The following is a 12,398-nucleotide window of genomic DNA, read 5'->3' as shown; positions in this document are numbered from 1 at the left end:
AGAATATTCCTTCACCTGCGCCCTGCAGTCTCTTTGAAAGATTATCACCCCACAACCTCGGATATTTCCTATAGATTGATCCGCTTCGTCACCCATACTCTCCGCCTCACAGCTTCGAATATCAAACCTGCAACCAACAAGGCACATGCATTTCAGCGCCCAGGCGCTGCAGCGCGCGCGTTTTGTGGGCTGCAGATACTTGCCTGCATCGCCCGAGCGGATGACCCCGCCGGCATATCAACCCAATAAAAAAGCAGGGGCAACTTCTTCCTGCAACTTTTCTGGCCGCCTGCAAAGCGCGGTGGGTGATACGGGCTTTCGCCAGCACTTGGCGTTTGGAGAACTTTCGGGATCATGATTAGGAAATCTCACTCGCATTTGTCACGCCCAACCCGAGCGTTGGCCTGGATGAACATCGCCATCCAGGCCACCTTGCCGTTGACCGTTGCCCTCACCCCCACCCATGCCGGTGCCGCCAGCGACCAAAAGCCTGGCGCCGTGCACACTCAACGTACCTTCCTGCATACCCTGGCCCCCGGCGAAACCGTCGAGCGCGTGGCCGCCCGCTTCAACATGACCGTCGCCGAACTGCGCACGCTCAACCAGGGCCGCACCTTCACCAATGGCTTCGACAACCTGCGCCCAGGCGACCGCCTGGAAGTGCCCAGCGCCCCGCGCGTAGCCTTGCCGGAGCTCAATTCCAACGGGGTGACCCGCGAGACGCTGGACAACCAGGACGAAGAACAGGCCCGCAAGGCCGCCAGCCTGGCCAGCGGCACCGCCAACTTCCTCACCTCGGACGTCAACAAGGGTGACGCAGCCGCGTCCATGGCCCGTGGCATGGCGGCCAGCGAAGTCAGCACCCAGACCCAGGAATGGCTGAGCCGCTTCGGCACCGCCCGCGTGCAGATCGACGTCGACGACAAGCTCTCACTGGCCAGCTCCTCCCTCGACCTGCTGCTGCCGGTCCGGGACGAAGAGAAACACCTGCTCTTCACCCAAGGCAGCATCCACCGCACCGATGACCGCAACCAGGCCAACCTGGGTGTGGGCGTGCGTCGTTTCAACGATGGCTACATGCTAGGCGCCAACACCTTCTTCGATCACGACCTCTCGCGCAGCCACTCGCGCCTGGGCGTGGGCGTTGAGTATTGGCGCGACTACCTCAAGCTCAGCGCCAACGGCTACCACCGCCTGAGCAGCTGGCGCACCTCGCCGGACCTGGACGACTACCAAGAGCGTCCAGCCAACGGCTGGGACGTGCGCGCCGAAGGCTGGCTGCCCTCCATGCCGCAATTGGGCGGCAAGCTGACCTACGAGAAATACTACGGCAGCGAAGTCGGCCTGTTCGGCAAGGACAACCGCAAGAAAAACCCGCACGCCATCACCACCGGCGTCACCTACACCCCGATCCCCCTGCTCACCTTCAGCGCCGAGCAACGTCGGGGCAACGCCGGTGCCAGCGATACCCAGTTCGGCATGCAGTTCAACTGGAGCCTGGGCCAGAGCTGGAGCAAGCAGACCGACCCAAGCAAAGTCGCCGCCATGCGCACCCTGGCCGGCAGCCGCTACGACCTGGTCGAGCGCAACAACAACATCGTGCTCGAATACCGCAAGAAAGAAGTCATTCGCCTGAACGTTGCCCGCCAGTTGGCCGGGGCCAGTGGCGAACGCAAGTCCTTGCAAGTGACGGTGCAGAGCAAGTACGGCCTGGAGCGCATCGACTGGAGCGCCGCCACCTTGCTGCAGGCCGGTGGCAAGATCGAGCACCTGGGCGGCAGCGACTATCAACTGACCCTGCCCCAATACCGCACCGGTGCCCAGGCCGTGAACACCTACACCCTGCATGGCGTGGCCGTGGACAAGCAAGGCAACCGCTCCAACCGCAGCGAAACACAAGTCACGATCAACGCGCCGGTGTTCGATGCCGCGCGCAGCACCTTCCTGCCCACCGACAGCGTCGTGCCGACCAAAGATGGCGTCCAGGTGGTGACCTTGACCGTGCGCGACGCCCAGGACGGCCTGATCGATGTGCCGCTGAGCGACCTGAGCATGGCCGTGACCCGTGGCACCGCGAGCACCGGCGCCAAGGTCTCGGACTTCAGCCGTAAATCGGTCGGGGTGTACGAAGTGACCGTCACCGCCGGCACCCTGCCGGAGGCCCTGACCCTCACGCCGTCGGTCCAGAACACCGCCTTGGCTCAAGCCAACATCGCGATCATGGACCGGGTACCCGACGCCGGCACCTCCACTTTCAAGATCGCTCCCGACGAGATCGACACCACCGGCACCGACGTGGCCACCCTCACCCTGACGGCCAACGATGCCGACGGCAATCCGGTCCCGGACATCGCCGATCAACTGACCTTCGCCATCAAGGATGCCGCAGGCACCTCGCCAGGCACCGGCATCACCCTCGGCCCAGTGACCGAAACCACCGCTGGCAGCTATAGCGCCCGCCTCTCCGGCACCAAGGCCGGTGTGTGGGCCGTCACCCCGCAGTTCAAAGGCAGCGCCCTCGGTACCCTCAAAGGCACCGTGACGCTGACTGCCGGCCCCATCGCGGCAGCACGCTCGACCCTCACCGCCGCGCCGAACAAAATCATCGCCGGCGGCGGCGCCATCTCGGTCCTGACGCTGACCGTCAAGGACGCCGAAGACAACCCGATCTCCGACATCGCCAGCAAACTGTCTTTCAGCGTGAAGAACGACAGCGGCGCGGATGCAGGTTCCGACGTCACCGTCACCGCCTTGACCGAATCCGCGCCAGGCGTCTACAAGGCGAACCTGAGCGGGACCAAAGCCGACACCTGGACAGTAACGCCGCTCTTTGAAAGTGCCGCCCTGGACCTCGAAGAGAAGGTAATCGTGGAGCCGGGCGCAGTGGACGTCGGCAAATCGGTTTTCACTGCCAACCCACTCTCCGTCGTGGTAGGGACTGGCGAATCCGACCTTAAACTGGAGGCCAAAGATGCCCAGGGCAATCCTGTTTCCGGCATCGCGGCAAACCTGAGCTTCGATGTGCGCGACAGCTTCGGCGCACCGGCGGGTTCCGAAGTGACCATCACCCGTCTGCAGGAAACCACCCCAGGCATTTACACCGCCAAGCTCAGCGGCACCAAGGCCGAAGTCTGGACCGTGACCCCACAGCTCGAAGGCAGCGCCTTGAGCGGCTTGGCCACCGACGTGACCTTGGTTGCCGGTACCTTGGACACTTCCCTGTCCAAATTCACCGCCGCACCAAACCCTATCGTTGCCAACGGCGGCGACAGCTCGCAGCTCACTCTTAGCGCCAAGGACGCCAAGAACAACCCGATCTCTGGCCTGGCAACCAAGCTCACCTTCACCGTGAAGAACGACCATGGCCAGGAGGCCGGCACAGCCGTCACCATCGAGAACCTGAGCGAGTCCGCGCCAGGCACCTATACCGCGACCCTCAAAGGCAGCAAGGCCGACACCTGGACCGTGGCGCTCATCCTCGACGGCGCCGCCACCGGCATGAGCGAGAAAGTGATGCTGATCGCTGGCGTGGTGGACGCAGGCACCTCGACGATCGCCGCCGCCCCGGACACCATCACAGCGAATGGTTCCACCCCGTCCGAACTGACCTTCACTGCCAAGGACGCCAAAGGCAACCCGGTCACCGGTATCGTTGGCGACCTTGCCTTCAACGTAACTGACAGCGCTGGCGGTGCGGCGGGTAGCGACGTGACCGTGGAACCCCTCAAGGAAACCACCCCGGGTACGTACACCGCGACGCTCAAAGGGAGCAAGGCCGATGTCTGGACCGTCACCCCACAGCTCAAGGGCAGCGCCATCGGTAGCCTCGCAGCCAAGGTGACCCTGACGCCCGATGCACCGGACGCCAGCCGGTCGAGCTTTGCCGCCGCACCGACCCCCATCGAAGCCAGCGGCAGCGCTTACTCGGTTCTGACATTCACCGCCATGGACGCCAAGGACAACCCGGTCACCAAGAGTGCCGACAAAGTGACCTTCAGCGTGAAGGACAGCAGCGGCGGCGATGCTGGCTCTGATATCACTGTCACCGAGGTGAAAGAAACCTCACCGGGCGTGTACGAAGCGAAGCTGAGCGGGACCAAGGTCGATACCTGGACCGTAAGGCCAGTGTTCGAGGGTGCCGCTGTCGGCAGCCTGAGCGAAACCGTGACCCTGATAGCCGGCCCGGTCGCACCGGGTACGTCGAGCTTCACCGCCAATCCACCCCGCGTCCTCGCTGGCAGCGGAAACACCAGCAAACTGACGTTCACTGCCCAGGACGCGCACAACAACCCGGTCACCGGCCTCGCGAGCAAGCTGAAGTTCATTGTCGAAGGCACTGCCGGCATACCGGCGCCAGGAGATGTCGATGTCAGCGCGATCACGGAAATCGGCACCACTGGTGTGTACGAGGCATCGTTGGGTGGCACGCGGGTAGGCACCTATACCGTGACGCCACAGGCCGATTCGGTGGACCTGACGGCTCTAGCGCAGCCTTTCGAGTTGTACGCTGCCGGCCCGCCATCGGAGGCTCATTCTAAAATCCAGGTAAGCAAGGACGTGGTCCGTGCAGATGGTGTCGACAAGAGCGAGATTACCTTCACCGTGGCGGACGATACCGGCCAGCCGGTCAGTGGAATTGCGGATAAAATCACATTTGTAGCCTTGGATAGGGGCAATAACCCAGAAACCAGCATCTCATTCGGCGACATTGCTGAATCAGGAACCTCAGGTGTCTACACTTCCTGGGTGTCAGGTGATGTGAATGGAAAATTAAACGGGCAATACAAGGTAGTGCCGCATATCGAGGGTAAACAGTGGAGCAAATACGCCGCATTCGAATTGTTGAGTATCGCATTTAGCGGCGCTGTTAATGCGTATGGCACGATTCTCTCCTTCCCGGAACACAGTGGGTTCCCAAACACAGGCTACTTAGGTGCGGAGTTCACTTTGAAGATCTCGGGGAATGCCAACCCTGACGACTATGAATGGACATCCAGTGTGGCTTGGTTGGCCTCCCAAGGAGCAGGCCGGTTCAAGTTCATTTCCGAACCACCAGTCGGTATCATAGGCGTGACTCTCAAGGCCAAGCGAAAGACCAGCAATGTCGAGCTGACCTATAATTTCACTCATACAGGTTGGTTCCATATAGGCGAAAAAAGTATGTCGTTAACACCCGCCGAACTTGAGGACCAGTGCCGCGCAATGTCGATGATGACTGTGGGCGATAGGGCCTATACGGGAGAGGTGGGAGTCCCGAAAATGAAGGGCGTGCTCAGAGAATGGGAGGAACTGACACCAGATGATTATTTCTTGATTCATGCGGGTGGCTGGAACCGTTTGCCAGGAACAAAATTCAACAACTCGCCTGACGATCCCGGAGACTTGACCAAACCGGTCCGCCTCCTTTGCTGGCGACTCTAAAACAAGCCCCGGTTCTTACCGGGGCTTTTTTATTTGACCAGCCTAGACCAGGAGTATCCCCGCTATTTAACGCACGATCTTTCTACCCCTCTCCCCTGCTCAATCGGCACCCGCCGCGCCAGATGATCGGCCGCGATGAAACCAAACGTCATCGCCGGCCCGATCGTCGACCCTGGCCCTGGGTAGGTCTTGCCCATCAACGCCGCGCTGGTATTGCCGATGGCATACAACCCTTCGATCACCGCCCCGTCCGCGCGCAACACGCGGGCGTCGGCGTCGGTGCGCAGGCCGCCTTTGGTGCCCAGCTCGCCGGCATCGATGCGCAGGGCATAGAACGGCCCGCGCTCCACCGGCCCCAGGCACGGGTTGGGCCGGCAGTTGCTGTCGCCGTAATAGCGGTCGAACAGGCTGTCGCCCTTGCCGAACTGGGTGTCCACGCCCCGGGTCGCCATCTGGTTGAAACGCTGCACGCTCTGCCCAAGGCCCGACGCGCTCAAGCCGATCTTGCCCGCCAACGCCGCCAGGCTGTCGGCGCGGTAGATGACGTTGTCCAGCCAGCCCTCGGGGATCTTGCTGTCCGGCTGCACCGAGCCAGGCAGCAACACGCCACAGGGGTAGCGCTTGCGGTATTCGGCATCGAAAATCAGCCAGGCCGGCACGTTGGCGCCGGTGCGCGCCTGGTCGGCGTACATGGCGTAGATGATGTCCGGGTACGGCGCGGCCTCGTTGACGAAGCGCTCGCCCCGGCCATTGACCAGGATGCACCGCGGAAACGCCCGCTCGACGAACAGCGCCCGTTGCTTCTCCTCGCCCGGCACCCGCACGGTGGGTGCGCCCCATACATGGTCCATCAGCGCCACGTCCGCCCCCTGCGCAAGGCCTGCGCGGATGCCGTCGCCCGTGTTGATCGGCGGCGCGGCGGTCCATTCGGCGCGGGTCGGGCTGGGCAGGTACTGCTCGCGCATTGGTTGGTCGGCTTCGAAGCCGCCGCACCCGAGAATCACTCCAAACGCCGCGCGCACGTTCAACGGCTGGCCCTGACGCTCGACCACCAACCCCGTCACCTTACCCCCATGGCTCAACAGGTTGCGCATCGGCGCTTGCAACCACAACTCGATCTGCCGCGTCTGCATCGCCACGCGCAGGCTGGCGACCAGGGCGTTGCCCAGGGTCAAGCGCCGATCACGTCGCGTGCGCCGGCGCCAGGCAAAGTCGGCCATGTATTTGAGGCCCAGGCGCGCGGTGAGCCACAGCCAGCCGGGCTCCTTGGCCAGAATGGTGTGGGCCTCGACCTGAGTCATGGCGATGCGCCCGGCGATCAAGGTCGCAGGCGACGGCGCGCGCAGACGCTGGAATTCATCCCCCAGGCGCGCCGCATCGAAGCTCGCCGGCTCCATGGTGCGGTAGCCGGGCTTGCCGCCCTCGCGTTCGGGGTAGTAGTCCGGGTAGCGCTTCACGGCGCGAAAGTACGTCTGCGCCTGGGCGGCCAGGTAGCCGACCATGCGCGGGCCATGCTCCAGATAAGCCTCGATGCGCGCTGGGTCGTAGTCCTCGCCGACCGTGGCACGCAGGTAGGCCCGGGCCTCTTCCCGCGAATCGTTGCCACCGAGCCCTTCGATCTGGTCGTTACAGGGGATCCAGATCCCGCCCCCGGAGATGGCGGTGGTGCCGCCGTACTCGGCGGCCTTCTCCACCATCAATACCGACAGCCCCTGGTCGTGGGCCCGTAGCGCCGCAGTCATGGCCCCAGCGCCTGAACCGACCACGACCACGTCGTAGACGGCGTCCCAGTGCACAGCCTGCTGATTGTTGTTCATCGATGCACCTCCCCGCTGGCGGCCGCTGGCCGCGATTCCATGGAGATCGCACTATGTCACATATTTTTATTTGTGAGCCATTGCGATGACACAAAAACTTGCAGCCGTGCCATTAAGTGCGACAATCGCCGCCACTTCCAATGATCACAGAAGGTTCCGCCATGACCCGACAACTGCGCTGGGGCGATGCCAGCCGTATGGACAGTGCCGAGCAAGGGCGCCAGCAGATCCTCGAATGCGCCCTGGCGGCGATGAGCGAGATGGGCCCGGAGGGGTTTGCCATCGACGACGTGGCGCGCCGGGCGAATATTTCCCGACGCACGCTCTACCGCTACTTCGCCACCAAGCAGGCACTGGTACAGGCGGTGATCAGCAGCGAGAACGCCGGATTCTTCAGTGCCATGCAGGAGCAGTTGGTCAGCTTCGAGGACGACTTCGAGCGCTACCTGGAGGAATGCCTGTGCTTTGCCGTGCGCTACCGCGACCAGCACCGGGGTGGGTTTCACCAGGGCTACCTGGCCAAGGCGGCCAGCCCCGAGGTGTTCGCCTACATCCTTGAGGACATCGCGCCGTTGTGGCAGCAAGTGCTGGCAGGCCCCTTCGAGCGGCACGTGCAGCGCCACGGCGCCAGCGTCAGCCTGGACGACAGCATCGCCCTGATCAGCCGGCTATGCCTGGCCTACTGCCTGGTGCCCGAGGCGCCCGAGCAGATCCGCAAGCAATTGCGCCTGCTGCACCACATCGGTACCTGAGCCCGTCAGGGCAACAGGCGCATGGAACTGGGCACCGGCATGTAGCACGGCTGGTAATTGGGCTGGCAGTAGTAGGCCATGCTCAGCGGCATGGGCAAGGGGCGTGTGACCGCGGCCACATAGGCGGCGGCGAAGGCACACACGATCAGGGTCAGGCAAAATCTTGTTGTTGTTTTCATGGCCATGCCTCTATGCGCGAGGGAGACGTTGTGAAGCCAGACTAGAAGCGACGTTCTCGGCCCGCCTCGTCCAAACGGACGAGGCGGATCAATTTCACGACAGCGCCCGACGGATGTCCGCCGCAGCCCCCTGCAACGCTCGGGCGGCCGCCTCGACGAACGGCGCCAGGCTGACGAAGCCATGCACCATGCCGTCGCAGCGCTGCAAACGCACCGCCACCCCGGCCGCCTGCAGGCGCTCGGCGAAGGCCTCGCCCTCATCGCGCAGCGGGTCGTACTCGGCAGTCAGCAGCGTGGTGGCCGGCAGGCCCTGCAAATCGTCATCGCGCAGCGGCGAGGCCAAGGGGTCGGCGCCCTGCTCCGGGCGCTCCAGGTACTGCGCCCAGAACCATCCCATCATTGCCCGCGACAACAGGTAGCCCTCGGCGAAGTCGCGATAGGACGCGCTGTCGCACGCCGCGTCCGTCACCGGGTAGAACAGGCATTGGTGACGGATCGCCGGGCCCTGGCGCTCCCGGGCCAGCCGGCTCACGGCAATGGCCAGGTTGCCGCCGGCGCTGTCCCCGGCCACCGCCAGGCGGCGGGCGTCCACCCCCAGCGCATCGGCCTGCTCGACCAACCAGCACGTGGCGGCGTAGCAGTCCTCGGGCGCCGCCGGGAAGCGCGCCTCCGGCGCCAGGCGATAGCCCACCGACACCACCACCGCGCGGGTCTCAAGGGCCAGGGCGCGGCACAGGTTGTCGTGAGTGTCGAGGGTGCCGATGACAAAGCCGCCGCCATGGAAGAACACCAGCAGCGGCAAGTCCTCGCGGGCCACCGGGCGGTACAGGCGCGCCGGCAGCAGGCCCGCCGCCCCGGCCACTTGGAGGTCGCGCACTTCGGCCATGTCCGCCCCCGGCAGCGGCGGTATCAGGTTGTCGGCGTGCAGGCGGTATTGCACGGCATCGAGTGTGGCGTAGTCCGGCTCGCCCTGGGCGGTGAAGCCCTGGAGCACGGCGGCCAGCTGGTTATCGAGGGGCATGGCGCTCTCCTTGAACGTTGCGAGGTAGGCATGCACGCCAGTAGATCGGCACCGTCGATAGCGGCCATCGTCCGTTCAGACGATGACCGATGCGTCACGCGCGGCAGAATCACTCGGGTGCATCAGTACCGCCAACCGAGCTGCCAGTGACCAAGGTGGCGTGGTACGGCCGGCGGCCCCAACAAAGACCGGAGAACAACAACATGAGCACGCTGCACCGTATCGAAGCCAAACTGCTGGAGGACCGCTACGCGCGCGGCTGGCATTGCCTGGGCCTGGCGGCGCAATACCGTGATGGCAAGGCGCACCGCCTGGATGTCTTCGGCACCCGCCTGGTGGCCTTCCAGGGCGAGGACGGCCAGCTCAACATCCTCGACGGCTATTGCCCACACATGGGCGCTGACCTGAGCACCGGCTGCATCGAAGGCAACGCCATCCGCTGCCCCTTCCACAGCTGGCGCTGGAACGCCGACGGCGTGTGCGACGACATCCCCTACGCCAAGCGCATTCCTCCACGGGCGAAGATCAAGCGCTGGCCGATCATGGAGCAGAACCATCTGCTGTTCGTGTGGAACGATCCCGAAGGCAACCCGCCGATCGCCGAGCAGGCCATCCCACGCATCGACGCCTGTTTCGACGACGCCTGGGCCCACTGGGAAATCGCCGATCTGAAGATCGACACCAACTGCCGCGAACTGATCGACAATGTCGCCGACATGGCGCACTTCGGCAGCGTGCATGGCGCACCGGTCGATGAATTCAGCAACGTTTTCGAGGGCCACACCGCCGCCCAGATCATGCGGGCGCGCAGCGAGCGGTTGTCCGGTGACAGCGAGCTGACCACCGTGGCCACCTACTATGGCCCGGCCTACCAGATCACGGAAATGACCGGTGCCATGGGCGGGCAGCCGATCCACTCGATCCTGCTCAATTGCCACGTACCGATCGACCTGAACAGTTTCACCCTGCGCTATGGCGTGCTGGTCAAGAAAATCCCAGGACTGTCCGAGGAGGAAAACCAGGCCATCGCCAAGGCCTACGTCAAGCAGGCCCAGGAAGCCTTCTACGAGGATGTGGCCATCTGGCACACCAAGACCCGCGTCGACAACCCGCTGCTGTGCGACGGCGACGGCCCGGTGTATCAGTTGCGTCGCTGGTACGAGCAGTTTTACACCGACGTCGCCTTGCTGGCCGATGAGACCCGCGACTGCAAGCAATTCGTCGTGCGCAGCCGCGAGCGCGCTTGACCGTTACACCGCCTGGCACAACCTGGCAACCGCCCGAACGGGCGGCTGTCGGGCCCCCGCAACAGGACATTGCGCGCGGACAAGGGCTGCCTATATGCTCGCGGCGCCAATGCTAATAATAAGAAGCGGTAACCACCGATGCAGACTCTCAGTTTCGAAGACTTCAGCGAGCTGGTCGGCCAGCTCTACGAGGGCCCGCTGGAATCCATCCCCTGGGTCACCTTTCTCAATCAGCTCAACAGCCTGCTGCACAGCAAGTACGTCACCTTCATCCTGCGCCCGCCCAGCACCCAGGTCGACGGCCTGATGGTCAGCACCACCGGCAGCTCCAGCGACGCCACCGCGTCCTACAACAAACACTTCTTCGCCTTGGACCCGTTCGTCGGGCTGCCCAACCGGGAAGTGGTGGCCCTGGCCGACTTCATGCCCGAGGCCGAGCTCAAGCAGTCGGAGTTCTTCCGCAATTTCCTGGAGCCGGTGGATGTGTTTCACATCCTGGGGGTGGACATCAACACCAACGACGGCGCTCAGTGCCGCCTGCGTATCAGCCGCGGGCGTGACGATGCGCCCTTCGTCGAATCGGAAAAACACCTGCTGGCGCGGTTCATCCCGCACCTGGAACGTTCGATCAAGCTGCACATGCAGCTCAACCGCATCGAGACTGAACGCAACCTGTACGCCGGCGCCGTCGACCAGATGGCCGTGGGCACGATCATCCTCGACGACACCGGCAAGGTGCTGCAGACCAACCAGGTGGCCGAGCGCCTGCTGCAGGAAAAGGACGGCATCAAGCAGGTCAATGATGGGTTGCAGGTCGGCAGCGCCCGGGATACCCAGGAGTTTCGTCGCTTGGTGCGCCAGGCCATGCTCTCGCAGAAGGGCAACCTGGCGTCGGTGGTCGAGGCCATGCGCGTCAAGCGCCCCTCCGGGCGTGCCGACCTGGGCATCATCGTGCGTTCAGTACCGCTGTCGGCCTGGAGCGAGGGCAAACAATGCCCGACCGTGGTCATTTTCATCAGCGACCCGGAGCAGCAATCCTCGGCGCCCCAGGAGATCGTCCGCGCCCTGTTCGACTTCACCCCGGCCGAAACCCAGTTGGCGATGCTGCTGGCCAACGGCCTGACCCTCGACGAAGCCTCCGAGGAACTGGGCATCAGCCGCAATACCTCGCGTGCGCACCTGCGCTCGACCTTCTCCAAGACCGGCGTCACACGCCAGACCATGCTCGTGCGGTTGATCCTGCGCAGCGTCGCCACCTTGGGCTGAAGCCCCGCCCCACCCCCCTGCCTGGCCATCGTCCGCTCGGACGATGGCAGGTGCCGGCTGGCAGCGCACAGTAGCCCCTGTCGCTTTCCGTCGCCAGAGGCCCCGCCATGCGCCAGAGCCCAACCATCCTCAAGACCGAGCTGCTGGCCCAGAGCAGCCACTTCCAGATCGAAGCCCTGCACCTGCGCTTTAGCAATGGCCAGCATCGCGTCTACGAGCGCCTGCGTGGTACCGGCTACCGCTCGGTGCTGCTGGTGGCCATGCCGGATCCGCAGCATGTGCTGATGGTGCGCGAGTATGCGGTGGGGGTCGAAGGCACCATTCTCGGTTTGCCCAAGGGCGGTGCCGATACCGGTGAGGGCTATTTGGAGGCGGCGCAGCGTGAGTTGGGTGAGGAAGTCGGCCTGCGGGCCGGTCGGCTGACCGAGCTGGGTGAGCTGACCTTGGCGCCGGGGCATCTGTGTCACCGTTGTCGGGTGGTGCTGGCTGAGCAGCTGAGTCCTTGCAGCAATGACGGTGGGGATGAGCCGGAGCCTTTGGAGTGTTTGGCGGTGGCTTTGGCGGACGTTCCCAAGCTGGTGGCCTCGGGTGAGCTGCATGAGGCTCGGGCTATTGCAGCGTTGTTCATGGCGATGGGGGTGATTGCGCAGCGGGGGTGAGTTGGGCTTTCAGGTTGTGTGGATATCCGGTTTTAG

General features: G+C 64.0%; 8 protein-coding genes. 5 read left to right on the top strand and 3 right to left on the bottom strand.

Annotation, left to right across the window (positions count from 1 at the left end; translation table 11 throughout):
* Nucleotides 1–408 precede the first annotated feature (408 nt).
* Nucleotides 409–5,421, top strand: a complete 5,013-nt coding sequence (locus J5X93_RS10465) for an inverse autotransporter beta domain-containing protein (protein ID WP_182941060.1) — start codon at nt 409–411, stop codon at nt 5,419–5,421.
* Nucleotides 5,422–5,483: 62 nt separating this feature from the next.
* Here J5X93_RS10465 and J5X93_RS10460 read toward each other — a convergent pair whose 3' ends face one another.
* Complete coding sequence (locus J5X93_RS10460; protein WP_182941063.1) at nt 5,484–7,238, bottom strand: FAD-binding protein; 1,755 nt, start codon at nt 7,236–7,238, stop codon at nt 5,484–5,486.
* A gap of 161 nt (nt 7,239–7,399) precedes the next feature.
* Between J5X93_RS10460 and J5X93_RS10455 the strand changes: the two genes are divergently transcribed.
* Nucleotides 7,400–7,990, top strand: a complete 591-nt coding sequence (locus J5X93_RS10455; protein ID WP_052352527.1) for a TetR/AcrR family transcriptional regulator — start codon at nt 7,400–7,402, stop codon at nt 7,988–7,990.
* 5 nt (nt 7,991–7,995) lie between these two features.
* Here J5X93_RS10455 and J5X93_RS10450 read toward each other — a convergent pair whose 3' ends face one another.
* Entirely contained in the window at nt 7,996–8,169 is a 174-nt protein-coding gene (locus J5X93_RS10450; RefSeq protein ID WP_167358108.1) for a hypothetical protein, read from the bottom strand.
* 94 nt (nt 8,170–8,263) lie between these two features.
* Nucleotides 8,264–9,190 (bottom strand): LipP1 family hormone-sensitive lipase, encoded by a 927-nt coding sequence (lipP1, locus tag J5X93_RS10445; RefSeq protein WP_182941066.1) that lies wholly within the window; start codon nt 9,188–9,190, stop codon nt 8,264–8,266.
* A 203-nt stretch (nt 9,191–9,393) separates the two neighbouring features.
* On the opposite strand from lipP1, the gene J5X93_RS10440 reads away from it, so the two are divergent.
* The 3 genes from J5X93_RS10440 to nudE all read left to right on the top strand — a co-directional run bounded on the left by J5X93_RS10440 (nt 9,394) and on the right by nudE (nt 12,362).
* A complete protein-coding gene (locus J5X93_RS10440) occupies nt 9,394–10,437 on the top strand; it encodes a 3-ketosteroid-9-alpha-monooxygenase, oxygenase component (protein WP_043215875.1) in 1,044 nt (347 codons plus the stop codon).
* Between the two features lie 138 nt (nt 10,438–10,575).
* Nucleotides 10,576–11,703 (top strand): helix-turn-helix transcriptional regulator, encoded by a 1,128-nt coding sequence (locus tag J5X93_RS10435; RefSeq protein WP_043215874.1) that lies wholly within the window; start codon nt 10,576–10,578, stop codon nt 11,701–11,703.
* Nucleotides 11,704–11,810: 107 nt separating this feature from the next.
* A complete protein-coding gene (gene nudE, locus J5X93_RS10430; protein WP_182941069.1) occupies nt 11,811–12,362 on the top strand; it encodes an ADP compounds hydrolase NudE in 552 nt (183 codons plus the stop codon).
* Nucleotides 12,363–12,398 lie beyond the last annotated feature (36 nt).

Source organism: Pseudomonas sp. BYT-1, from assembly GCF_023611805.1.
In the GTDB taxonomy this organism is placed as follows: domain Bacteria; phylum Pseudomonadota; class Gammaproteobacteria; order Pseudomonadales; family Pseudomonadaceae; genus Aquipseudomonas; species Aquipseudomonas guariconensis.
Note: the sequence above shows the minus strand (reverse complement) of the source record. Positions and strands in the feature narration are given on the sequence as shown.

Coding starts and splice junctions, on each gene's coding strand:
- J5X93_RS10455 (WP_052352527.1), top strand. CDS start 7,400: ATGACCCGACAACTGCGCTGGGGCGATGCCAGCCGTATGGACAGTGCC.
- J5X93_RS10440 (WP_043215875.1), top strand. CDS start 9,394: ATGAGCACGCTGCACCGTATCGAAGCCAAACTGCTGGAGGACCGCTAC.
- J5X93_RS10450 (WP_167358108.1), bottom strand. CDS start 8,169: ATGAAAACAACAACAAGATTTTGCCTGACCCTGATCGTGTGTGCCTTC.
- J5X93_RS10460 (WP_182941063.1), bottom strand. CDS start 7,238: ATGAACAACAATCAGCAGGCTGTGCACTGGGACGCCGTCTACGACGTG.
- J5X93_RS10435 (WP_043215874.1), top strand. CDS start 10,576: ATGCAGACTCTCAGTTTCGAAGACTTCAGCGAGCTGGTCGGCCAGCTC.
- lipP1 (WP_182941066.1), bottom strand. CDS start 9,190: ATGCCCCTCGATAACCAGCTGGCCGCCGTGCTCCAGGGCTTCACCGCC.
- nudE (WP_182941069.1), top strand. CDS start 11,811: ATGCGCCAGAGCCCAACCATCCTCAAGACCGAGCTGCTGGCCCAGAGC.
- J5X93_RS10465 (WP_182941060.1), top strand. CDS start 409: ATGAACATCGCCATCCAGGCCACCTTGCCGTTGACCGTTGCCCTCACC.